Source organism: Fusibacter sp. 3D3 (assembly GCF_001748365.1).
GTDB lineage: Bacteria > Bacillota > Clostridia > Peptostreptococcales > Acidaminobacteraceae > Fusibacter_A.
Genome location: NZ_BDHH01000022.1, coordinates 36,486 through 62,369, shown reverse-complemented (window position 1 = coordinate 62,369; position 25,884 = coordinate 36,486). Strand labels below are relative to the sequence as shown.

Here is a 25,884-nt window from a genome sequence, read left to right as displayed (position 1 = left end):
TCTAAAACTCACTGTCTTCAGTCATATCTATTGAGGTTTCAAGATACGATAAGAGCAGTTTTAAAGCATTTATAAAGGTTTCAACCAATTGGGTGTCATGGACATCATTGCGAATAGACAGTTCTAAATCAAAGCATACGGTTTCAAGTCTCTTATCCCCAATATTGCCCGCAAGGCCTTTAATATTATGTGCACTGTTCCTAATCCCTTGCCAATTATCGGCCGCCATATCTTCTTCTATTTGGAGCGGTAGCGCATTATATTTGATATAAAACTTCTTGCAAATTCTTTCATACAACTTTTCATTGCCTTCAAGTTTTCTTAAGGCTTCTTTAACATCTATCACATGCTTCATTTCGTCAAGTTGTTCTAACGCAACTTCATGGCTAAAAAATTGTGCAACTCTTTTCTTGATAGAGGCAATACTAACAGGTTTTTTAAGTAAGTCTAGAGCACCGTTTTCAAGTACATAATGAACATCGTCATCATTACTATAGCCTGTCGTGATAATGATCTTGATGTTGGGATCGAGATTTTTAAGTGCTTCAAAAGTTTGTCTACCGCTCATTTCAGGCATAACCATGTCCATTATAACCAATTCAATATGCGCTTGATTCTCCTCATATAGAGCCATGCCATCAAATGCATTGCTTGCTTCAAAGATAAGATAGCCTTGATCTGAAAGCACATTTACGAATAGCATTCTCACGATCTCTTCATCATCTATGATTAAAATGCCATTTCTATTATTTTCTTTATAAACATTTTCATTTAAAACCAGTTTTTGGGATGCTCCTTCAACGATTTTAAAGGTTATACAAAATTCTGTTAGACCCTGTTTACTCGTAAAATCGATTTGGCCATTCATTTCCTTCACAATTGATTTAACCGTGGTCAATCCCATTCCAGATTTACTTGCATCTGATTTAGTTGTGAAGAAAGGTTCAAATAGCCTATCTTTCAAAATATCAGGGATGCCAATGCCATTGTCAATAATCTTAATGTAAGCTAAATGTGTTGTTAGATCCTGTTTGATCACGACTTGGATAACGGGATTATCTATGGTTTCGGTAGCATCGATTGCGTTTAATAACAAACTCACAATCATATTGAAGAGCATATCTTCATTACCCATCACGCAAATATTTTCATCAGGAAAGTCTGTAATCAGTTTTGTGTTAATATCGTACATGTGATTTATAAATTTAATAGCACTGTCAACTGATTTTGCAAGATCTATCACAGATTGCTTCGCTATTTTAGAATTGCTCATCACAAGCAAATGTTCTGTGGTTTCTTGAAGCGTAAGCGCTGTCTTACTTATGATTTCAATGTACTCTCTAACTGTTTTGGGAAGTGTTTTGAAATCATTGATTAAATTCAAATAGCCTACAATACCCATCAACTTATTATTATAATCAAGCGCAATCCCCTTTGAGACTTGATCGTAGACTTGTATTTTGTCTAATGAAGTCTGTTTATCTCTGATAAATTTTTCTTGCGTGATGTCTCTTATGATTTCTACAACCCCAACGATCTTATTTTGATCGTCAAAAACAGGATGTGTCTTTTGCTCATACCATTGATGATCTTGATAGTATTCCCTTGAAAGAGGTTTGTGAGTGTCTAAGGTTTTCTGTACGATACATACTTCGCATTCATCACCCTTTGGTCCAAAAACAGATTCACAAAGCTTGCCTATTATTTTTTCATCCTTGCCTATAATGTGTTTATACTTCGTATGATTTAGGGTAACAATTTCTCTTTTGGTATTGTAGTAGGTAATCTGGTCGCTAATACTACTGATCAGAGTATCTTTTTCTCGTTCAGATTGTCTAATCCGTTCCATGACACTATTGATAACAGACACATCTTGAATAGTCCCTTCATAATAGGTTTTATTGTTTTTAATGCTCTTAATCAAAATGATTTGAACATGTTTTACTTTTCCATAAACCGTTATTAATTTGAATTCCAACGTATAATGACCTGTGTGTCCTTTTACAACTTCCAAAATTGTAAAAATACGTTCATAATCTTCCTCTGCTACCATCGCCATCAAAGTTTCAAGATTAAATGGAATCAATGGCTCAATTTCAAGAATATCGTAAATCACTTCAGAGGCAAATAACTTGTCAAAATTATCATTGAATTCAAAGTGTCCTAATTTTGCAAGTTTCTCTGCATTTAAGAGCTTTGAAGTTTGCTCTAATAGCTGTGCTTGCATAAGCGTTCGCTCTGAAATATCTATAATAATGATGATGTTTCCCGTAAATCGACCTTCTTCATCGTGCATTGGTGATGCATAAAGCATCAACCATTGATTTGAATTTTGTCGCTTTGAATTTTGTTTATTGCCTTTTATAATCGCATTTATAGTATGCCCGTTTTGTATCGTCCTCAGTAACTCTTGAATGGAGCCATCGGCATCAGTTTCATATCTTTCAGTGATGAGCTGACTAATCTTATCAAACGTCATTTCAAAGTCTTCATGCACATTTAATAGTTTCGTTGCTTCTTCATTAATCACTTCAATACGACCATTTCTCTTGGTGACAATAATACCCGTTGGTGATTGATCAATAATCCCCTCAAGTAATTTTTTTGAATCCTCAAGTCGCCTAGCTGCAATCATTTTCTCTGTTATATCCACAGTATTACCGATTATATAAATTGGGGTCTGATTGGGACTGTAATAGGTCTTTCCAAAGAGTTGAATATATCTAATATGCGTTGCATTTGTAATTCGAAATATGACGTCAAGTGATTCGGATGCCCAAATGGATCTTGTAAATTTGGCTTCAAAATAATTGCGATCACTTGGATGAACAATTTCTAAGAATTGTTCAAATGTAATTTCATTACCTATGTCTTTAATTCTAAACATTTCATCAAAAGTCTCAGAGACATCAAAAACACTTCTTGAAACGTCATAACGCCAATGTGCCATATGCGATATTTTTTCAGACTCTGTCAATATATACTTACTCTCCTCTAACTTCAATGCTATTGTCTTAATTTCAGATATATTTCTGTTGATTAAAAGAATCGACGCCCCCTCTTGATCTTCAAGGTAACGCCCTCTTGCCCGCATCCACTCCCATTCACTTCCATTTTGGTAGCGGTATTCAAATTGAACTTCATCTTTCTTTTCGGCGGTTAATATATCAATCGATTCATATACGATCGAACGGTCCTCTTCGTATATGTTGTTGATCCATTGTAAATAACTGATCTCAATCCCTATGAAGCCTCTTTCCATGTCAAATTGTTTATAAAAGTTTACGTTCATATTTGGCAGTTTAATTTCAAAAATACCATCTTGAATCGCATCAAAGAGCTGTGTAAATTTTAATTGAGAATCTGCAAATCTTCGTTTATAAATAAGCTTTTCTGACATATCTCGAATGACGAGAATTAGCTTTTCTGAATCTTCAATTTCAATATGCTTGCCTGTGATTTCAACAGGTATTTCAAGGCCATTTTTGTGAATATAAATCCGATCAAATTTATGTGATTTATGAGTTCTTGTAACTTCCCAGTTGGCTTTGACCATCTCAAGTGTTAGCGCCTTTGTAATTTCGACAATGTTTTTGGTCAACAGTTCTTGATCTTCAAATCCTAAAATTCGACAGATGGCATCGTTAGAGTACTCAATTTTGCCTTCAAAGTTGATTATAATAATACCTTCTCTAATATGATTCAGTACATTTCTACCGACAATCTCAGGACTATAGTGAATGGCGCTGAGATCTACGTAGCTTAGGATGAATCCCGTTACGTTGTGAGGATCACTTATTATATAATCTTCAATTATAAATTGCTGTCCCTCAGTAAAATGAATGCGCTCCGTTGAAAAAGATTCTGGTTGTTTCAAAATATTCTTAATGAGCACTTGAGCTTCCAAATCCAATAAATCAAAAAAAGCATGCCATTTCTTTATGGGTTTTCCCAATTTCAGTTCCAAAGCATCACCGTATAACAGATCATCATTGATAAGATCTACTATAATATAATTGGATTGTCTAATGCTTTCATTATTGCGATAAATAATGTTAAAAGCTTGACTTTTCAGACGCTCATAATAAAGTTCAGTCAAATCATATAGCATTGAGCAGATATGATTATTCCTTTGATAATGTACTATTTTCTCTTCTATTTGGAAAAATTTCTTTTCATTATGCCTATTGATTAGAGACTCTGTTCTCGTGACTGCCCCTTTTTCATTATTCAATAACTCACGTTCTAGTTCAACATGCCATTTTGGAGCTACGCCGTCAGAAAATAACGTATAGAATGACTGTCCTTCAACTTCTTTTGCTTTTTTATCAAAAAAATATTCAGCTTTTTTGTTGATGTAGACAATCCTACCAAACAGTTCTCTTATGATTACAACATAGGGTGCCGTTTCCCACATTTCTTGAAAGCTCTGATGTTGGCGTCTTAAGTCAGTTCGAATCATTGCCAATTCACTGATGTCTTTAACATAAATTACGACATATTTAGTCCCGTAATCCAAAAGTCTAACCCTAATGTTCAGTTTCACATTATTATAATCCTTGATTTCAAATGCATTTTCACCTCTTTTAACAGAGCTGATGATATCTTCTAGATTGATAAAATGTTGATTTTCTATGATGAGTTCATTAAAAAGCGCATTATAGCTCACAATATCCAAATTGTCTTTTTTTATAACGGCTACAGCTTCATCGATATGATTTATAATTTCTGAATGTGCTAATTCTTGAGTTTCCATGAAACTACTAACAATAGATCTCACACTCAGTTTGCTCTTTGAAAAATAAAAAAGTGCATAAAACAAAATAGACATCACATACAATTGGTTGAGTACAAGGAGTGAAGTGTCTCTGCTCACCAATATTTTAATGTCAAAAATGAGCATCAAAAATAACAGTATATAGATAAAATAATACCGATCTCCTCTATTTTTAGAATTATTTAGAATCAGTTTATAAAAAATCACAATTTCCAGAATAATTTTTGCACCAACTATTACATAAACCACAGTTGCCCCCTATTTAATTTACAAATCTATCGTTTGAGATATGAACAAAGTCAAATCATTCAATAAGTTTAAGACTTCTGCTCTTTGCTTATCTTTAATCACTTGAACAATAGGTCTAGTCTGTGCGTCCTTGTTTTCTTTTATTACAATCCCACTTTTACCGTTCGAAAGCTCAACGATCGTACCCACTGGATATATATTGACCACCTTCATGAGATGATAGTATATCTCTCTGTCCAACTGATAAACCGCTTCAGTTCGAATAATCTCAAGCGCCATATCAATACTCATTTTTTCTCTATAAGAACGATTTGAGACCAGCGCATTAAATATATCACATATCGTTACAATGCGCACGTGTACAGGAATACCCTCAGAGTCCAACATCATAGGGTATCCATTTCCATCTAATTTTTCATGATGAAGTAATACAATTTGACGTGAAATTGGCGAAATTGCCATTGAATCTTTCAGCAAGTCATATCCAAGTTTCGCATGTTCCTTGAGTTTTTCTAACTCGATATCGGTGAGTGCATCTGTTTTGTTGAGGACCTCATTTGGTATTTTCATCTTCCCAATATCATGAAGCATCGCACCGATGCCTACTTTTTGAATATACTGCCCATTGAGTCCTAAACTCTTTGCCACAAGCATAGACAAAATAGCGACTTCTGCTGAATGATTATAGGTGTACATATCTGTTCCCATAAGTTCAGTCATCACATAAAGTGTCTCTCTATTTTGAAAAATCATGTCCATCATTTCATCTATAATATCTTTAATTGTATCAATCCCTTTAGGTGATAAGGAGACACCCTTCCGCTCAGTGACCTCTTTAAAAACACTTTTTACAGCTGTTATAGATTTAACTTTTATTTCATCTGATATGACATTTTCAACTTCTAGTCCCTCTGATAAAGCATCATCTATATAGACACAATGAATGCTGGCATGTTTCAAACGCTCTATGTAGTTCAGTGTTAAATTTACACCTTTTGCTAATAAGAGCTGACATTTATCATCATAAACCGCTTTCCCCAACAAATCCCCCGGTTCAACACGTTCTATACTTTTTAACCTCACTTAAAACCTCCACTAAGTTAATCTATTAAAGAGGACATATCATCCTAACAATCTCAGCCCGCTACCTCATAAATACAAAAATAAAACCCTTTAAAATCAAATCTCCTACAAAATAAAGGATTATAGCCGACACACCAATATACGGTCCGAAAGGGATTTTCAAAGATCTATCTAATTTATGCCCCAATATTTTTAAAAATATCAAATGGATTAATGCTAAATAAAATGGCAATAGCGAAGCCAGTATTAAGAAGTCTTTTGGCATGAAAAAGCCGATTCCCAAAATAAGCAAAACATCTCCAAAACCAAAAGCTTCCTCTTTATAATACCACCTCGCCAAAATATATAAAACATAATATCCTAAAAAAACTAAAACCGAATTGAAAAGATGCCCTAATAGGTCTTCATTAAAGAGGAGATGCAGTATTCCTGATAAGATCATAGCCCCATATATATAGACTGGAATGATGTCCTGAGTCCAATAATCTATGAAGATTTCAACAATAATCATACTGCCAAAAATAATTGCGATTAAAATGGCTTTCTCATTTTCAGAAAAAAGGAGCACACCACACCAGTAGCATAAAGTTGCCGCTATAATAGGCACTTTAGACACTGCTCTGTCCACATGCTTACTGATGACAAAGGGCATGATAAAAGTGATGAGCAGCATGAGAACTCTATTTATAATCATCATTAAACACCTCTTTTTTTACTTTTTCATTTGTTAAAAGCGGTACGAGATCTCTTAATATCTCGTACCGCTTATCTGCTGGTCGCTTGTTAAAATACAATAACTTTTCAGTAAGTTCCTAGATTTCCACTTGACGCTTTTCTATTTTAAATCATCATAGAGATACAGCACATACGCAAATTCATCTCTAAAGATAGGTCGCAATAGACTTTCTGTGCCTCTTGATCTCTTGTATTTTTCAAGCAACATCTTACTTGCAATATCCTTCCATTTAAAATCAATTGCCAGTATAGAGGACATAATGGATTCGACTTCTTTGTAAGTCACCGTATCATTCGGATTAAACTTTCCGTCTGCACCTAATTTCATATAGCCTCTTTCAAGCACATAATTCATATATTTCATGTCATCTGAACTGATTGGATCATCCTTTATGCTATAGTTCCATGCAATCGTGTCCGTAGTGCCGTTTCCATAGACATTATAGAGCATTTTAGCCATTTCAAGTCGCGTAATGAAGTGAGTCGGTCGAAATGGAGATTCATCCTCTAAGTAGCCTCTACGCTTAAGTGCGTTGATCTCATTCTTCGCCCAGTTAAAACCCATATCTGTAAAAGCACTGTTTTCGGGATCGATTAAAATCATGTACTCTCCACGCGAAAAATTACCTATTGGAATATCAGTGTAGATGGCCTTGTCTGTAAAGTTGGTAATCTGATAAAACCATTTGTTGTTCTCTAATTTATAAATTCCAGCGTCTTCAGATCCATAAAATTCAAAAATAAGACGAAGGGGCTTATTGAGATATAAACTTTTAGCCGTATTATCTACTTCCACTATATATTTTGAGCTCACCACTTCAAGGTCTATATTTTGTAAGTTGATATTCGTATCTTTATAAAGGCTTAAATAAGTAGGCGTGTAAACCGCTGCATCCGGTATATCGATCATGACAGGGGACTCTGTATTAGAACTTGAAGAGCCACCATTAAAATCTATTAACACATCATCGAAAAATAGAATACTGCGCTTAGCCGTGACGAGTTTTGATGTGCGATTTCTAATCGCTGCATCCAATTTAACCTGTTGAAAAGCTTCAGTATACGATGTGAAAAATCCTTGATTAAAACCCGTTCTAAAACTCAACCCATAGTCTGAAGCTTCACCATCTAAGGCATATCGCACATTTAGCGATCCCGATATCAAAAATTCTTCTAATGCTCTTTGCCAGTTTGTAAATCTATTTTGATAAAAGTCTCTCATGGCTGCAGCTTCGCCTTCCACTGCACCAGCTTGCAACCCATTGTTATAAGCATTGCCGACCGGGACTGCTTTCTGTGATAAATTGGCACTTCTATAAGCTGAATTATAGGAAATTTCATAATAGTCCTTATACGCTTGTATGAAATTTAACCGATAAAAGAGATCTTCATTTAATAAGTTATATTTTGTTGAAATCGTTAGATCCCCTGGCATACTCTTATGATAGCCCGTATCAATACCCGTTTCTTGATGTGCTCTACCATCCACTGAACCATCCAGAATTCCAAACATTTTACCATATTCAAGGCCTTCTTTGACATTCATCTCCTCTGGCGTAGCAGCCTTTGTCTCTATTTTAGTTGTATCTGTAGTTGTATCAGTTGTTGTGTCCGCAGCAAAAGTGCATCCAAAACTTAGGCTCATACATAGAGCTATTATAAACACTTTATTAAAAACAGAATGATGCATAATGCCTCCTATTGTATTGGATAAGTGACTTGTAATTGATCAAATAAATATCGGCCTTTAAGCTTGTGTTCATAGCCTACGCCTTCCACATAAATTCTTTGAATAATGCATGGGTAGGTTATCTCAATAGGCATATTGGCTTCTATTTCCTCCCATTGCGTCCATTCTACCCCTTTTGTCAATTCCAAACGATAATCTCTACCTGCAGAATCGAGAATTTGAAGTCCAATGTTATGATCTGATGGTTCGTAAGCATATACCCACATGCTGATGGTCTCCGCTTGCTTTTGCAGTATCACTGGGGCGGCATCAAAGACAACATTCGCCTCATTGAATCTTCTCGCATTCACAAAATCAAATTCCAAGTAGGCTGAATAAGTGTTTTCTTTCCGCGTTTCGCTTCTTCCCACTGCACCAAATATTTTATCATCATTGCCTACAAAGAAAGTATTGCCCTCTTCAAAGCCATAGAGCAAAGTCTTAGGTTTATAGTCTGGATCAATCTCTTGTGGTTCTTCACCCTCGATAAGGATATCTTGTTCTTGATTTGGTATGATAAACCCATCAAACGGTAAGAAGGGATCGATACCAGATGCCTTGTAATTATCTTGTAGTGTCACTTCCGTATTCTTATATGAAGCAAAAGGTGTAATTTGATTGAGTTTATTAAACTCCAAATTCAAATCGCCTTTTATGGTGCCATCTTCATTGCCACTAAAAGAGACATTGCTTATTTTGATGAATTTACTATGATGCTCTATTGACTTCATAAAAATCTTGATGGCTTTGTAATTAGAGTTAAAAGATACACTTGCAACTACTTTTTGTCTAAAGCCATCATCCGCATTTTCAGGTATAAATTCAAATCTCAATAAATCCAATGAAGCTTTTTTAGCATAATTGACTAAAATCATCATAGCTTCTTCTTGATCAATTTTATCATAGTATTGAGCACTTTCAGCAATTATTTCTTCATTTAAATTTAAGATATCCTCATCTAGACGTTTATTGGTAGACATCTTTGCGAGCAAAATTTGCTTTTGATCTTCTAACTCAAGTAAATTCTCTTTTGCAGATCTTAAATTAATCTCTAATATTCTAAATGAGAAATAATAATATGAAAATAAAACAATAATGATACCGAGTACGGTTAGCATTTTCTTTTCTCTTTTATTCAGCTTCATCCATACCCTCCCATTTTATGCTACACTCAACCGTAAAATAAGTGAAGGTCTCTTCCTTTGTGACAACTGGGATCATAACGTCACGAAACATACCCGTTACCCTTAGATTATACGCGTATTGCGCAATGGTATCGAAGGAATCGCAATAACCTTCAATGCTCAAAGTCCCATTATCTAAGGCCATCTGAGTTAAAAACAATTCATTTGGAATCTGATCATTTATCAAATCCAGCAAGTAGACCGCAACCTGAAACTCCGAATTGAGTTGAGCTTTTGAATTTAGAAGCTGATCTCTAATCAGCAAATAATGATCTACCATATCTTGTTTTCTCACAACTTCTTCAACTGTTTTCAAATTACTTGGATCTGTTAAAAAAGCATTGATCTCTTTGCTCTTTTCATTCGCAGCATTTAACTGCAAAAGCATATCCCAATGATAGTACCCAATCGGAATGATAAAGACAAGGATTAAAACGAACAGAAACAATTTTTTATAATTTCTAGGTTTTTTAGTGGGAATAAAGGGTTTAAAAAAATTAAATTCTGGCATAATTTACTCCTACCGACTCAAATAGCTTCCAAAAGCATGTATATACTTTTGAAAGCGATGGTCTGTTATTTTGGGAGTAAATTCAATCTTATTAAGGGGTCTTAATATCTGTACGTTGCTTTCAAGCTTCTGCTGCATGTAATCAGATAATCCCTCTAAATTAGAATTTCCACCATAGATATAAATCTGATCTATACTGTTTTCAATACTTCTGCTTGTATAATATTTAAATACTTTAGACAGTTCCTCTAACCAGTCCTCTAAATACGCACCAAATTGATCGACAACGAGCTCTAGAGGCCGATACTCTTCTGTTGCTCTGTTTTGGGCTAAAAGTTGTCTCCTAGCATCTTGAAGTTCAAATATATTTATTTCTTCCAATTTTTTATTGACTTCACTTTGCGGTATTTCCAATTTTTCTGAAACCATTTGCATAATTTCGCGGCCATTAATACTGATAATTCGGTTGAAGACAAATGAACCTTTTTCAATTAAATTAATACTGATCATCGAGTAACCGAAATCAATAAAGGCAATCGTATTCTTTTCCAAAACATCCATACCTTCGAAATTCCATTTCACAAAAGCTTCAATCGTGTGACTATGGATATCTAAGACTTGAGGCAATAACCCGCATTGTGTTAGCAGATCATAGTGTTTTTTTGCCATTTCCTTTGGCATTGCACCCAATTTTACTTCCAAAAATGCACGTTCATCTTCTTCGAATGCTCTCAGAATTTTGTATTGCAAAATATAGGTCTCAAGATCAATGGGCAAATATTGATTGACCTCATAATTAATCAGATCCATTTGATCCTCTTGTGCAACGTGCGGAATCGTAATTTCTCTCTTTATGATATCCGTACTTTCCATAGAGACAACGACATTTTTCAGCTTAATTTTGTGCTTTTTTAAATTATCTACAATCAAGGTTTTCATTTCATCAAACGCTTTGATATGCCCATTTTCATAAAAATCGGGTTCAAAATCAATTGAGAACATCTGAAGTACTTTTATCTTTTGATTGTTTTGCTGACAAACCACTAGCTTTAGACTGTGACTCCCAAAGTCCATCGCCAGCACACCCTTTTTTCGACTGTTTTTTTGCATAATTTCCCCATTTGTGATTCATTTATTTTATTTGACTGGCGCTCTAAAAGGCATATTAATTTTCGTGGTGAAGTCAATGGCTGGCAGGAACTTTACATAGGAACCACCTGACGGTACGAAAAATCCATTTTTTGCAATAACTAATCCTTCAAATCTGCCCCCTGAAAATGTCACTTTCCCATTCGGTGCAAAAAGAATGCCTGTCATCGCATCATCCTTCCACATGTTTATAATTTCAATATCGCCTGTTTTAGCTACTATTATAACATTTTTAGGCGCTAGCTTACTAGAATCTGAACTTCCGCTATAGCCATCGACAAATAATTTCAGATCATCCGATAAGATCGTATTTTTATCAGTTATATAGCCTCTATCTTGATACCACTTATCTTCTTGATAAGTCGGCATGGTTAACTTGGGTATAACAACAGGAGGAACATACGTTACTTTTGTAGCTGGGAAATCGGGATGTGCTGTGCTAAACGCTTTTTTGGGGAATTCTATAAGCTTCCCCGTGTAGTAGACATGCCCTTCCATTGATAAAAAATCAAAATAATTTCTACCAATGTCCTCACCAAGCCCAAAATCACCATCTACATAGACCTTGCCATGTATGATAGCGTGTCCTATCCTAAAGTCCCCATTGATATACATATCACCATAAATATGACGGTCTCCCGAACCAAAGTTCACATCATTATCCACATGAATTTGCCCTGGAAATTCCTCTGATCCCCAGAGTACACTTCCATTATTGGTATTTATCCTTCCCTGAACATAGATGTTACTTACATTGATCTTAGCACCATAGTTAAAATTAGAATTTTCCAAAGCGCCCTCTTTATTGCTTATAAATATCGCAGATTCATTCCCTATTATTTCATTTCCTTTGAAATAAAGGTCACTCCCATAAACAAAGATATTGTTATTCAGAATTAAATTCACAATCTCGTCTTCTTCTGGTTCAGCACTTGCTTGAGTTAACGATAGATTATAAAAATGTGCTGCATAATTTCTCTGATATTTATCAGTGATCTCATATCGACTATCAGGCTTATATGGCAGTTCAGAATAAGACTTGAACCCAATAAATTCTGGTGTGATTGGAGAAGTTCCAAGATCGACAGATACAATGTCGCTGGATACGATTTCACCCGCTTCGTTTAAAAAATGCAGTTGAAAATCCATGCTTGACGAAGCAGGTCGATAGGATAAAGTGCTGTTGAGGGACTTCGTCCAGTAGAATGTTTTAACGCCATCGACCGTTGTCCTCAATTTTTCAAATGCAGGATCTGTTAATAGATCTATTTCTTTAAGTGGTGTGGTACCATCGTAACGTCCCTTGTTGAGCTTATTTAGCATCACTTTATTTTCAATCACATCAAAAGTGAACATATAACCAGAATTTTCTGCATTTACAAAAGAAATACCTGTTCCCAGAAGCGAATTGTATTCTGCGAGTGCTTTCTTATCTATCTCAAAATTCACATCCGCCTTGATGGATTTGCCCCTAAGGGAAGCAGGAATTCTTGTGGCTACCATAGCACCTTCTGGGTCTTCAGTTTCTTTCCAGCCTAAATCCAGAGTAGGCCAATCCGTATTCTGCATAACATCTACATCCGTATCTGTTTTCAGTATATTCTCACGATTAAAATAAACATCTTCAATAAACGACTGCCATAACGCACTTCCATTTCTGTTAAGCACTAAAATGCGATCTTCATTTATAAATGTGGCAATCTTCCCTTCCGCTGTAAATGGCCTTGATTCAAAATAATAAAAATGTGCGGCTTCCAAAGGCTCAAGGGCTGAATTTTTAACCAATGTTTTCCCAGAAGCGAGAACTCCCGGCATATCCTTAAGCTCTTCAAAATAAACCAGATAGCCTGAAGGAAAAGCAGGTTCTGCCTCAGCATCATTTGAGATATACCATCTGTTCCTATTCTGATAAATCACTGGCACTGCACTAAAACTGCACTCTCCTCTCAGTTCAATTGGATCTTCAAACCATGGAAAAGCTGGTGTCATCGTCCCCTGTGTATACACCCCTACATCAAATTTTGCCACAGATGGCGCAAGTGCCTCTGGCAGCTTATAACTTGTCACAAAAGCTGTGTATATCGGATTCTTAGTATTAGTTGTCACAACTGTCTTTAAGTCAACCGTTACCTCATTAGCCCCTGAAAATACATTTACAGTAAAATCTTTATTTTCTGGAGAAGCTTCAAAATTCGATTTAGACTCTACAACAAGTTCTTCCATTTCTTTTTGAGCATCAAAAGTTGAAATGGTATAATCCACACCTGAACGCATCAATAAAAAGCCTTGACCAATACCATTCAAATAAACGACTACAACCACTCCGAGTAGTGCAACTGCTAATATGACTTCAACAAGTGTAAACGCTTTTTTAGGTTTCATAAATCACCTTTATTTTCTTAATTATGGATTCAATTTAGGGCCTTCTATCTGCCAAAGGTCATTCGATATCAGTCCACCTATGTTATCAAATGCATCCTTCAAACTGTCTTTATCTGTGGCCATAAAGACAAACTCATTATTGACAAACTGCGCTGCTACTTCTCCAGCTCCAACTGTAATCCCTAATGATTTTGCAACATCTGCAAGACTTTCAAGTTCTGTATAAACACCATTTTCAACATAATTTGAATAACCAATAACAAAACACTGATCTACTTCCTTCGAAGCTTGAATTATTCGCCCCATTTCTGCTACGTAATCTTCACCAAATTGGTCAAGGCTTGAACCATTTCCAATACTAAAAGACAGAGTCTCCGTTACCGAATCGAGATAATTCACTAATTGATTATTATGGTTGAATTCTCCACTGCTTTGAACGTTAGGCGATGTGGTAAAACTCTTTTTTGCATACCGATTGCGATAGCCCCACAACCAATCTATCCATTTTTTACCATAATCATAATCTGCGCTCCCAACAGTTGTAACCCCATCTATAAGAACAATCATATACTTTCGAAGTTCTTGATCATTCTTTAAACCGTAGGTCCCTTTATTATTTTCAAATTTAAGCAATTGACCATATGCACGTCTTAATCCATCACCTGTATTTGTTGCACCTACTGCACCTAATGCATTAATCATGTCGACTAATTTTTTCTTTTCTGATGATTCAGAAACTTTATAAAATTTGGATACATCTATCCCCCATATAGGACTGTAATTGCTGTTGGGGATATTTGCATTTGTTGAAAAAGGCACTAAAGAAACAAAAGACACCGTATCTTCCAATAGTTTGAGAAGCCCATAATTTGAATCTGTAAGTGTATTTTTCAAGAGATTCAGGCGTTGAGGATTACTCTCTGTTATACTTGTACCATTCCCATCCATTCCCCAAGCCATGCTCCCAGAAGTATCCAAAACGACTGCCACTGCGGCAGCAGGTCTTTCGTCTATGATAGGCGTTTTTTCTGTTCTATACGCAAGTGCAACTGCAGGATTTTTCGCATCCCCCCAGTCGACCACTTGAAGCGCATTAATTGCCTCAACTTCTGTTACGATATTCGCCTGAACTTTTCCGTCCTTAGTGATCTCAAGGATATATCGAAGCAATTTCTCCGAATTATCTGACTTTACTTTATTGAGTTTCAAATCGTATACAACACCTGGCTTAGCCTCAATAAGCGCCTCAGCCTTATAATGACCCGTGATAGGGGTATCTGGCACATAGATATAATGGTATAGTATTGTTTTGTCTGGTGATAACCCCACATAATCCCATGGTTTAACCAAACCTGTCACTTTATTATCCGCACTTATTTGTGGTTTATAATCAATTTCACTCACTGCAAAACCAACCGTTGAAAACCGAATACTATTATTGGTAATTTCAATTGCATTTCTGATGTCTGATTGATTTTCAAACGATTCACTTGCACCGCTAAAACCTTTAAAAGCACTAAAATACATGGTATATGCCATACCAATCACCATAAGGCCAATAGAGAGTGCTAAAATTAATTCAATTAGTGTAAACCCTTTTTTGTTTTTCATAATTTCATTACTCTCTTTCCCAACGGGTTTTATTGAAATCATCTTTATGGACATAAAGGACTAATGTAGCAGTTGATTTGCTTTTATCTAACTCTGCAAATGATGATATTCGAACTTCTTGATCTACTAACTTGACATTAATAGTTACTTTTCCAACGGAATTGGTCGTATTAGGCAAGTCCAAAGTGGATTCCAGTTTCGCTGTTTTACCGTCAATGATACCTCGAATGTTTTGAACCCCATTTTTATCATTCATCATCAAAGCTGCATAGGCAATATCAATCCCCGATTTGGATAAATAATATGCTCTCATATGATCTTCTTGCATGTCGAGCTGCTTTGAATTGCTATTCGTTAAGTTTATAACGCCTAAAAAAAGAATAGAAAGTGCCACCATGACAATTAAAACTGCAATCAATGCAAAGCCTTTTTCATTTTGAGCTTTTCTTTTAAATGCCATAGCGTCCTCCCGTAAGTTTATAAAATCAAGGATAAATCTGTGTGTCATCTACGAGGATCATTACTTTCCCGTCTGTTATTTTTACCACGTATTTGTCACCTGTTTTGGGTGAGCCTACAGGAGAAATGTAATGTGTTTCCATTTCTGTGATGATGTCTGTGACAGCCTCCCAACTACCAGAATTGTATTTTTCAAGCGCTAAAGCTGAAAGACGATAATCTCCGCTTGCTACAGATCTGCCAACTGCATCACTCAATTCTCTTGCTTCACTTAAATCATGTGCCGTTCGTGTATTATTTAAAACATCCATAAATTTAGGGATTACCAGAAGTGCCAAAATGCTTAAAATCGCAAAAACAACAACGAGTTCAATAAGTGTGAAGCCACTATTTTTTTTAATTTTAGTTTTTTTAACACTCATTGTGCCTCCATGAAAACATATTTAGCTATGTATGTGACTACTTCCTCAGTTATCAATTGAGAAAGTAGTCGTATATTGGAATTTAAGATTCAATAAAATTTCCATACAAGGGCTTCTATTTTGTTATTGTCGCCTTCGCTGGAAGAACTGTTACAGTTCCATCTGCAGCTATTGTTACTGTGTACTTTGTATCAGCAGCAATTGGTGTTGTCCCTGCTTGCGCACCTTTTGGAATTGCTGGCCAATCTTGTAAATATTTTGTGACTGCAGTTTCTGATGTCGCTGCGTCTAGAGCAGTACCAGACCCATTCTCTGCCAAGTACATCATCGCAGCACTTTCAATCGTTCTAATATTTGCATTATGAGTCGCATTAGCAGCATCTGTTCTTGCACTACCTAATTTTGGTACCGCTATTCCTGCTAAAATTCCTAAAATCGCAATTACAACAATAAGCTCAATTAACGTAAATCCTTTTTTCTTTTTTCTCAAATTTTTATTCATGTTACCCTCCTAAAATTTATTATTCTCTATGTTTACGTAATTCACTCTGTTATCAAACTGTTTTGATCATATCAAACATTGGTAACATCATTGCAATTACAATAAAACCTACAACAAGCGCCATGACGATAATCATGACAGGTTCGATGATCGCAATCATCTTTTGAATGGCAGCATCCAGCTCTTCATCATAATACTCTGCGGTCTTTTCAAGCATATCTTCAAGTGCACCCGATTCTTCACCAATGTTCACCATTGAGATCATCATCGGTGGAAAGACGCCAATATCTTTTAAAAGTGCACTCAACTTAACGCCTTTTTTGATATCTTCTGACACTTTTTCGATACCGTCAATCACCACCATGTTATTGGTAACTCTTCCCGCTGAATCAAGTGCCTGTATGATGGGAATCCCACTTCCAAGAAGCGTTGAAAGCGTCCTCGTAAATCTTGAAGTTGCAATTTTGGCGATGTTGACTTTGATCACTGGTGTTTTAAGCTTAAGTCTATCGAAAAAACGCTTTCCATTGTCTGTCTTTAAAAGGGTACGTATAGTAAAGAACGATGCACCTATACCAATTATGAATAAATACCAAAAATGTTTTATCATGTCGCTTATTCCTAATAAAACTTGAGTTGGCAATGGTAATTTAACACCTGCAGAAAGAAACATATCAACAAAAGTCGGCATAACAAACACTAACAAACCAACAACAACAACAATTACTAAAACCCCCAAAACCATCGGATAAATCATCGCACCTTTGATCTTGGAATTAATCTTATTCTCCTTCGTATAATGCTCCGTCATCCTTATTAAAACACCATCTAAATTTCCCGTCATCTCACCCGCTTCTATCATTCTGATCAGAAGTACAGGGAACACCTTTGGAAACTTTCCCATGGCCGCTGAAAGTACATCGCCCTTTTGAACCTGTGTCGCCACTTCTTTTGTGGTCATCTTAAGCGTGGCATTATCTGATTGATATACCAGAACTTCTAAAGAATTCAGTAGCGGCATACCCGCACTGAGCATGGTGCTGAGCTGTTTACAAAATATCGCGATATCTTTTAGCTTTACTTTTGTCGCGAAGAGCTTGATCTCTGATAAATCTTTAGAACTTTCCTCTTCCTTTGTGATCTTTAGAGGTGAGTTGCCCTTTGCCCTTACAAGCTGAACCACTTCTTCCCTAGATTCTGCTTTATAGAAAACTTCACTTATTTGACCTTTTAAGTCCAGTTCTTTGCATTTATAAGTCGCCGCCACCCGTTAGCCTCCTAATAATAGCCTATTTGTTTCATAACCATATCAGTATCAACAGCATATTTCTTTAGAGTAGCTTGCGTTATTTCTCTATTTTTAAACAGCGTCATTAAAGAGCCGTCCATGGTTTGCATCCCTTGATTACTACTGGTTTGAATCACGGTTTGCATTTGATGCGTTTTGCCCTCCCTTATGAGATTTCGAATCGCAGGATTGGCGATCATCACCTCAAAAGCAGCAACTCTGCCATTTCCATCTGCTTTTGGCATAATCTGCTGTGAGATTACCGCCACAAGCACAGAGGCTAATTGAATCCTGATCTGTTGTTGTTGATGCGGTGGAAAGACATCTATGATTCTATCTATTGTTTTAGCCGCGCCAATGGTATGAAGTGTAGATAAAACCAAGTGGCCCGTCTCAGCTGCTGTTATAGCTGTTGCGATAGTCTCTAAATCTCTCATCTCGCCAACCAATATGATATCAGGATCTTGTCTCAATGCAGCTCTAAGCGCATTCGCAAAACTGTTTGAGTCATGCCCTATTTCCCTTTGATTGACAATGCTCTGATCATGCTTATGAAGGTATTCAATAGGATCCTCTATCGTCATGATGTGATCGTTTCGATTTTTATTCATAAAATCCACCATTGAAGCCAATGTTGTGGATTTTCCACTGCCTGTAGGCCCAGTCACTAGGATTAATCCTCTTTGATTTTGGGAAAGTTCTTTTAGAATTGCTGGCAGTTTTAAAGCTTCCATAGTGGGGATGGTCAGAGCCACCACACGAAGTGCCATACAATAACTGCCTCTTTGTTTATAAATATTAACTCTAAAACGCCCTAACCCTGGATTTGAAAAAGAAAAATCAAGTTCACCTTTGGATTCAAAAGCATTAATCTGCTCTAAAGTCAACATTTCTTTAATAATGCGCATGGTATCATTTGGCATCAAGCGTTCATCATTGATGCGAATTAATTTCCCATTGACACGCATAATAGGAGGGGATGCAACGGTTATGTGTATATCGGATGCGCCAGCATCTATAGCGGTCTTTAAGATCTGTATGATCTCCATTTTTCACTCTCCTTTGCGCTTAATTATCATCAAAATTGAAAGTCATCCTCATCATCTCATCAATCGTGGTAACACCCGATATTACCAATTCTTTACACGTTTCACTAAGCGGCACCAAACCATTTTGTTTTGCCACTTTTTCAATTTCATCTGCTGACGCTTCCATTGCAATACATTTTCTAATCTCTTTATCCACCACGAGAACTTCATGAATCGCAATTCTGCCAGAATATCCTGTATGATTACAAGCATTGCAACCGTTTCCTTTAGAGAGCATCACAGAACTGGAAGGTTCTATTTTCAAAATTTTCTGATCATTCACTGTGGGGGTATACGTCGTTTTACACTTAGCACAGATCTTTTTGACCAATCTTTGGGAGACTATCCCTTTAACTGCTGAAGATACTAGGTATTTTTCAACTTCCATATCTTCTAATCTAGAAATCGTGCTCACGGTATCGTTTGTATGCAGTGTGGATAAGACCACATGCCCTGTAATAGCGGCTCTGATGGCAATTTGTGCAGTCTCTGCATCTCTTATCTCGCCGACCATAACGATGTCAGGATCCTGTCTTAGTATAGATCTGAGCCCTGAGGCAAAGGTCAACCCTGCTTTATTGTTAACTTGAACTTGATTGACCCCTTCGATTTTATATTCGACAGGGTCCTCAACTGTTATAATATTTTTTTGAATAGAATTCATTTCTTTAAGCACCGAATATAATGTAGTCGTTTTTCCACTACCCGTTGGGCCTGTTACCAATATGATACCTTCTGGAATTTTGAGTATTTTTTCAAAAAGGGCTAAATTAGTCGGCGTAAACCCAAGGTCTTCTTTTCTCACAACCAAATTGCTCTGATCGAGTAATCTGATAACAATTTTTTCGCCATAGACTGTTGGGAGAACCGAAATTCTCATATCAATTGGGATGCCTTCGATGGTCGTTTCAACGCGCCCATCTTGAGGGGTTCTCTTTTCAGAGATGTTCATTTTACCCATAATTTTAATACGCGTTACAATTGCAGAATGGGTATTTTTAGAAGGCTTCATCGCTTCTCTTAGGTCCCCATCTATCCGGTATCGGATTCTGACAAACTTTTCAAAAGGTTCAATATGAATATCACTCGCTTTCGAACGAACGGCTTGGGTTATGATGGAATTCACCAGTCTTACCATTGGTGCATTGGTGACATCTGCATCCTCTTCATAAATGTCATCGTAGTCTGTCTTATCTTGCATGTTGTATTCTTTAACCGCATTTTCAGCCGTTTCAGTGACATCGTAAAACCGCTTTATACATCTGTGAATATCGTGGGGTGATGCAATAACAGATTCAATCTGAAGTCCCGTAATAATTCGAATATCATCTTTTGCAAACATATCCAGAGGATCAGACATGGCAACAATCAACTTTCCCATCTCCAACTTAATTGGGATCAAAAGATGTTTAGAAGCAACTGCCTCTGGAATGAGTTTTGGAATTTTGGGATCAATGTAAACGCTATTTAAATCTACATAGGGAATGCTATACTGAGATTCTAAAACTTTATATAATATTTCTTCCGTTAAAGCCCTATTTTTGATGAGTGTATCGCCTAATTTCCCACCCGTTATCTTTTGTGCATCAAGAGCAGCATGGAGTTGTTCACTTGTAATGATGCCATCTTCAACTAGGACATCTCCGAGTCTTTTCTTCAATTTCATCATAATAGAATGCGCCCCTTTTCATACAAAAAATATAAGCTGCAGTTTACATAAACTGCAGCTGAACCGTCATAGTAGAAACACCTTAGACTCCAAGCTTTGCGTCCTACTTTTTCAAGCAGTTTGCCAACTCTAATTATTATTCTCCAATTATACATGATTGCTGATGTAATGTAAACCATTTTATAATTTTTTTTGGGATTTTATAGTTCTTAAGTCCTATTTAAATTAGGCTTATGAGATCATTGTTGTTTTCCAGTAAGTACTTTACCCTTTCAGCACAAATTCTATGATTTCAGTGCCAAAAAACAAAGAAATAAAAGTCCCAAGGACTATAAAGGGTCCAAACGGAATTGCCATCTTTCGATCCTTTTTTAGGACCACTAATAATACAATACCTATGAGCCCGCCTAAAACGAAAGACAACCATAGCGTCAGTAGTGTCAACTTCCAACCTAAAAACAAACCAATTACTAGAAATATTTTCACATCACCCATGCCAAGTCCCGCAGAACCACCATAGAAACGCGCTGAAATTTCAGCAATTGCAAACATAATACCGCTCCCTATGGACATGCCCAAGATGGCATTCAGATAAGATGGCGACTCATATACAGCATAACTTCCAAAAAATTGATAGAGCGTTACGAGGAGGCCCGCTATAAATCCGGCGAGCACAACTTGGTTAGGAATAATCATGTGATCAAGATCGATAAAAAAGACAACCACCATAAGGGCAATGAAGAAAAAAAGAATAAACAGCGTTCCCGTATAACCAAATTTCAAAAAACAAGCCATATAGAGTAAACCTGTTAACAGCTCTATCATGGCATACCGAATAGAAAATGGTGTTTTACAAAACCGACACTTACCACCTAATAAAAAATAACTTAAAACGGGAATCATATCATAAGGCCTTAAATCCGTATGACAATTTCCACATCGTGAGCGTGGCGAGATAATGCTCAGCCCTGCTGGAATTCTATAAATACAAACGTTGAGAAAGGAACCTATGCACAGTCCCAAAGCGAACACAAAGACAGCGAGTGCAAAAGACATACAGCCTCCTAGCTTTACATTTCCTTACACATTTCTTCATCTATTAAACCATATTGCAGCGGAGTTCACAAGGACATAAGTGTAAAATTTATGTTATTTTGATTTTTTTAATAGTCGATCTAATTTATAATTCATTTCATACAATAACTTATAATGCGGTAGCCGATTAAAATGGGCCACAATATCCCATTTTGATTCAATGGTTTCTTGAAGTGCATTTGCAAATTCAATCATCATATCATATGACTCATCAAAATCTTCTGGATACTTGATATCTACATGATAATGACATTTAAAGGTATAAGTCTCAAAGGTATTCGTAGACATTAAAATTTGCGCATAAGGATTTAAATCACTTAAACCACGAACCCTATCTGTAAGTTGAATTGAGAGCGTCCCAAGGATATTCTTGTTTCCAAATTTTAAAGCCGTGGTCTCTTTTCCAGACTTTATCTTCATACTTGTGCCATAAGGTACAGACCATAGCTTGTTTTTTTGGTGGATAATCGTTCGGATTGCTTCACCGATGTAATTTTGCATGGCCATTTTCTCAGTGGGCAAAGGCAATGATTTGTAATGATCGGATTTATATTCAACGGATTGAATAATCGCGTAGATTAAAATTTCTCTCAGCAGTTTTTCTTTATCGGCAAGTTCTCTTTGTAGAGTCTCCTGATTGCTACTCGATATCAAGTTGAAATAGGCACTAAGAGATTGATAAATTTCAGGTTGCGTGGAAAACCGCTCAAAATATCCAAGTGTCTCTGGAATTTTAAGCTTCTCTTTTATAAGTGTTATCTCCAGAATATTTTCAGAAGCAACTTTTGGCAAATCCGTGTGATTAAACAACCATTCAAGGTGTCGATCACTTACCAACCCTTTCCCATGCGTTGTTCTGATGTAATATTCTCGTGTTCTTACAATACTGCCTTCATGCTTCGAAACAAGTGCATGAGGGATTGTGAGCCGTTTGGGTATACGGATAACACCGAATTCTTGATCATCCCACTTAAAAAGATGTGATTCCACAAATATTTGTGGACTTATGATATCCTTACAAATATTTTCGATGTGTTCCTTAAATTTATCGAATCCATCTTTACCCGGATCAGAAAACTTATCAAAGATATGGCTACCCTCAAATAGCCCATTATCTTTAATGCCAACGATCAACATGCCCCCCTCTCGATTTGCAAACGAAACGATGATGGAACCCATCTCTTTACCATCGAACTTGCCTTCTCCTGTTAAAAACTTTGAACTTTCTTTAAGTTCAACACGTATATTCTCTTTTTCGTAGGACTCTAAAATATTTAAAATGCTTTGAATTTTCATACGTCCTCCATTATTTTGTGGCATAACGAGATTATTTTTATAAAAAAAGGGCATAAATAAAGCGGGTCTAAATAACCAGATTTCATGCGTTTTATGTAGGCCAAAGGAGTTTGACATGTTTAAAAAAATAGATGATGTTGTTTCATTATTTTCCCAGTTGAATAAACCCATAGTCATTTTGGATAGGCATCGAGTTGTTGCTATAAACACTATTTTGGCAGAAATTTTTTCAGTGGAAGGTCATGTGCTCATAGGGAAGACCATTCTTGATTTCTCGCCTGAATATCAAGAAAACAATCTACTGTCCGCCCCATTAGCTCATGAATACATCAATACGGCCTATCAAACTGGGCATGTGGATTTCAACTGGATCCATACAGATGTTTTTTCTAATTCTATATTTTGTACTGTAAATCTTAACCGAATACAGATCGGCAATTCGAACTATCTTTTGGGCATGCTTGAAAATATTAAATTGATCTCAAAGTCATAAATTACTCTAGTGCTGCTAAAGCTGCTTGATTGAGTAAATTCCAAGGTTTGTTGTAATGCGGTTGGAAAAAAAAGTCCACAAAAGCAAGTTCCTCTATGGTCATTTTATTCTGAATGCATACCGATAACGTATTCATCTGTTGAGTCAAATCAGAATGCGCTAGAATCTGTCCACCTAACACACGATGTGTCGTTGCATCGTATACCAATTTGAGCTGTGCTTCGTCATATGATGGCATAAATTCAGGTCTGTTATTTTCTTTAATGGTGACTGATTTCACCACTATTCCAAGTGTATCACAAGCTGTTTCAGTCATTCCTGTAGAAGCAATATCCAAATCATAGATTTTAATGCCAGACGTGCCTTGAGTGCCAAGATATTTTGTCGTTGGTTTTAAAAGATTTCTCGCCACAAGTGTTCCCATTCTCACTGCATTTGTTGCAAGTGGAATGTAACAATGTTCACCTGTAGGATTATAGATCACAGAACAACAATCTCCAGCAGCAAAAACATCTTCACGACTGGTATTCATGTATTCATCAATCTTTATCGCACCACTTGGAAGCATTTCAAGTTTATCCGCCACAAGTCCAGTATTCGGTTTAAAGCCAATACAAAGAATGACTAAATCTGTTTGATGTGTCTCTTGATCTGTTACAACTTTAGTCACTTTGCCACATTCACCCTCAAATTTGACCACAGATTGTCCAAGAGCAAGTCTTATACCGTGATCTGTAAATGCCTTTTCAGCTTGATCTGTGAACGCTGGGTCCAAGTACTTACTCATAATGCGATCCATTGCATCTATTAAAGTCACTTTCTTTCCTAACATTTCAAATGCCTCTACAAGTTCGACACCTATATAGCCTGCTCCAATTACAGTGATGTGATTTGCATCTTTAGCACGTTCTATAATGACATTAGAATGATCATAATTTTTAGAAAGCAGAATTCCCTCTAAATCAATACCCTCAATCTTAGGTACTATCGGCCAAGACCCCATGGTCAAAACCAACTTATCATATGAATCTATAAACATTTCTCCTGTGACCAAGTTCTTCACAGTGACTTGCTTTAAATCAAAATCTATTGCAGTGACATCATGTTCCATATTAGTGGACACACCCATTGATTTTAGCTGATCTGGTGAAGCATAAAAGAGACCGTTCTGATCCTTCACAACGCCAGCTACATAAAGTGCAATCCCACAAGATAAAAACGAAATATTATTATTGCGTTCATAAACGGTTACTTCTGTTTCTGGATGTAATTTTTTAATATTTAAAATTGACGCCGTACCTGCATGAGTACATCCTATTACGATTACTTTCATAATGCCCTCCAATTGAACTGAATTCTAATTTGTAATGATTACAAATTAATTCTATCGGATTTGACTTCCTTTTTCAAGTCCTATTTTGATATTTTTTTAACGTTCATAATTTCATAACATTTACATGACCTTAAAAAAGTATTTACATGATGCTTATTTTTTTATGCTCAGTTCTGTTCTCACTTCATCACTGACATACTTTTCAATGATCACATGCTCTAAAATAACGCGTTCCAGTATATAAGCCCAAGCACTAAACATAATCAAAATAAAAAAGCTTGATATATAGTGCCCCAAAATGTAGAGTAATAAAAGTGTTAGAATCATGGTAATCGAAGTCATGACATGCTTATGCGACATAATAAATGCACTTTTTACAGCATCTTTGTTGCTCATCGTCAATTTGGATTGTATGCCAAAGTAATACAAACTGATGACAATAAGCTCATAGAGAACGATATACTGAAAAACCACAAAGACAAAGCTGAGTTGCTTGAGCACCTCCATATTTAAAAGATTGAAATAAGAAATAGCGGCTATAATCAGAACGCCCCCCCAGTAGAAGGTCACTTGTTTAAAATTCATTTTTAAACTTTTAAAGTAAAGCTGTCTAAGACTCCCCTCTTCACGTCTTAGTCCATGGTATATGGCGTAGATCATCGCCGTGATGGCCGCACCTGTTCCAAGTCCCAAAGTAAAAAAAGTGGTTGCTAAAAAATAAATATTGAGTAAAATTAACTCATACAGCAATGTCATAAATTGTGAAAAAGGACTATCCAGATCAAATATTTTCATGTCTTGCTCCTTATATAACTTTATATTTTAGAAT

The 25,884-nt window shown here is 36.2% G+C and carries 20 protein-coding genes and 1 riboswitch; of the genes, 1 reads left to right on the top strand and 19 read right to left on the bottom strand.

Annotated features, from left to right (window positions below):
* Position 1: 1 nt before the first annotated feature.
* The 17 genes from F3D3_RS19755 to F3D3_RS19675 all read right to left on the bottom strand — a co-directional run bounded on the left by F3D3_RS19755 (position 2) and on the right by F3D3_RS19675 (position 23,229).
* Positions 2-5,026 (bottom strand): PAS domain S-box protein, encoded by a 5,025-nt coding sequence (locus tag F3D3_RS19755; protein WP_069876162.1) that lies wholly within the window; start codon positions 5,024-5,026, stop codon positions 2-4.
* Positions 5,027-5,044: 18 nt separating this feature from the next.
* The gene (locus tag F3D3_RS19750; RefSeq protein ID WP_069876161.1) at positions 5,045-6,109 is read right to left on the bottom strand and encodes an HD-GYP domain-containing protein; all 1,065 of its coding nucleotides are present in this window, start codon (positions 6,107-6,109) and stop codon (positions 5,045-5,047) included.
* A 61-nt stretch (positions 6,110-6,170) separates the two neighbouring features.
* Entirely contained in the window at positions 6,171-6,806 is a 636-nt protein-coding gene (locus F3D3_RS19745) for a prepilin peptidase (RefSeq protein ID WP_069876160.1), read from the bottom strand.
* 138 nt (positions 6,807-6,944) lie between these two features.
* Positions 6,945-8,534 (bottom strand): S-layer homology domain-containing protein, encoded by a 1,590-nt coding sequence (locus F3D3_RS19740; protein ID WP_069876159.1) that lies wholly within the window; start codon positions 8,532-8,534, stop codon positions 6,945-6,947.
* 8 nt (positions 8,535-8,542) lie between these two features.
* A complete protein-coding gene (locus tag F3D3_RS19735; RefSeq protein ID WP_069876158.1) occupies positions 8,543-9,718 on the bottom strand; it encodes a hypothetical protein in 1,176 nt (391 codons plus the stop codon).
* A complete protein-coding gene (locus F3D3_RS19730) occupies positions 9,705-10,268 on the bottom strand; it encodes a PilN domain-containing protein (protein WP_069876157.1) in 564 nt (187 codons plus the stop codon). Before F3D3_RS19730 ends, F3D3_RS19735 begins: the two co-directional genes overlap by 14 nt.
* A 9-nt stretch (positions 10,269-10,277) precedes the next feature.
* Positions 10,278-11,378, bottom strand: a complete 1,101-nt coding sequence (gene pilM / locus F3D3_RS19725; RefSeq protein ID WP_069876156.1) for a type IV pilus assembly protein PilM — start codon at positions 11,376-11,378, stop codon at positions 10,278-10,280.
* Positions 11,379-11,405: 27 nt separating this feature from the next.
* Positions 11,406-13,799 (bottom strand): prepilin-type N-terminal cleavage/methylation domain-containing protein, encoded by a 2,394-nt coding sequence (locus F3D3_RS19720; protein ID WP_069876155.1) that lies wholly within the window; start codon positions 13,797-13,799, stop codon positions 11,406-11,408.
* Positions 13,800-13,820: 21 nt separating this feature from the next.
* A complete protein-coding gene (locus tag F3D3_RS19715; protein ID WP_084389185.1) occupies positions 13,821-15,464 on the bottom strand; it encodes a prepilin-type N-terminal cleavage/methylation domain-containing protein in 1,644 nt (547 codons plus the stop codon).
* Entirely contained in the window at positions 15,418-15,870 is a 453-nt protein-coding gene (locus F3D3_RS19710; protein ID WP_069876153.1) for a hypothetical protein, read from the bottom strand. The genes F3D3_RS19715 and F3D3_RS19710 overlap by 47 nt, the downstream gene beginning before the upstream one ends.
* A gap of 25 nt (positions 15,871-15,895) precedes the next feature.
* Complete coding sequence (locus tag F3D3_RS19705; RefSeq protein WP_069876152.1) at positions 15,896-16,291, bottom strand: type II secretion system protein; 396 nt, start codon at positions 16,289-16,291, stop codon at positions 15,896-15,898.
* 115 nt (positions 16,292-16,406) lie between these two features.
* Complete coding sequence (locus tag F3D3_RS24765; RefSeq protein ID WP_069876151.1) at positions 16,407-16,793, bottom strand: competence type IV pilus major pilin ComGC; 387 nt, start codon at positions 16,791-16,793, stop codon at positions 16,407-16,409.
* 52 nt (positions 16,794-16,845) lie between these two features.
* Entirely contained in the window at positions 16,846-18,060 is a 1,215-nt protein-coding gene (locus F3D3_RS19695) for a type II secretion system F family protein (RefSeq protein WP_069876150.1), read from the bottom strand.
* An 11-nt stretch (positions 18,061-18,071) separates the two neighbouring features.
* Positions 18,072-19,130 (bottom strand): type IV pilus twitching motility protein PilT, encoded by a 1,059-nt coding sequence (locus tag F3D3_RS19690; RefSeq protein WP_069876149.1) that lies wholly within the window; start codon positions 19,128-19,130, stop codon positions 18,072-18,074.
* Between the two features lie 19 nt (positions 19,131-19,149).
* Positions 19,150-20,838, bottom strand: coding sequence for a GspE/PulE family protein (locus tag F3D3_RS19685; RefSeq protein WP_069876148.1), 1,689 nt, complete (start codon positions 20,836-20,838; stop codon positions 19,150-19,152).
* Between the two features lie 50 nt (positions 20,839-20,888).
* Positions 20,889-20,973: riboswitch (cyclic di-GMP riboswitch) on the bottom strand.
* Positions 20,974-21,102: 129 nt separating this feature from the next.
* A complete protein-coding gene (locus tag F3D3_RS19680; RefSeq protein WP_069876147.1) occupies positions 21,103-21,894 on the bottom strand; it encodes an A24 family peptidase in 792 nt (263 codons plus the stop codon).
* 93 nt (positions 21,895-21,987) lie between these two features.
* Positions 21,988-23,229 (bottom strand): helix-turn-helix domain-containing protein, encoded by a 1,242-nt coding sequence (locus tag F3D3_RS19675; RefSeq protein WP_069876146.1) that lies wholly within the window; start codon positions 23,227-23,229, stop codon positions 21,988-21,990.
* A gap of 115 nt (positions 23,230-23,344) precedes the next feature.
* Here F3D3_RS19675 and F3D3_RS19670 point away from each other — a divergent pair, with 115 nt between their 5' ends.
* The gene (locus F3D3_RS19670; protein ID WP_069876145.1) at positions 23,345-23,722 is read left to right on the top strand and encodes a hypothetical protein; all 378 of its coding nucleotides are present in this window, start codon (positions 23,345-23,347) and stop codon (positions 23,720-23,722) included.
* 1 nt (position 23,723) lies between these two features.
* On the opposite strand, the gene F3D3_RS19665 is transcribed toward F3D3_RS19670, so the two are convergent.
* Together F3D3_RS19665 and F3D3_RS19660 are read right to left on the bottom strand one after the other, a co-directional pair.
* On the bottom strand, positions 23,724-25,055 hold the full coding sequence (locus tag F3D3_RS19665) for an FAD-dependent oxidoreductase (protein WP_069876144.1): 1,332 nt from the start codon (positions 25,053-25,055) through the stop codon (positions 23,724-23,726).
* Between the two features lie 153 nt (positions 25,056-25,208).
* Positions 25,209-25,850, bottom strand: a complete 642-nt coding sequence (locus tag F3D3_RS19660) for a YesL family protein (RefSeq protein ID WP_069876143.1) — start codon at positions 25,848-25,850, stop codon at positions 25,209-25,211.
* Positions 25,851-25,884 lie beyond the last annotated feature (34 nt).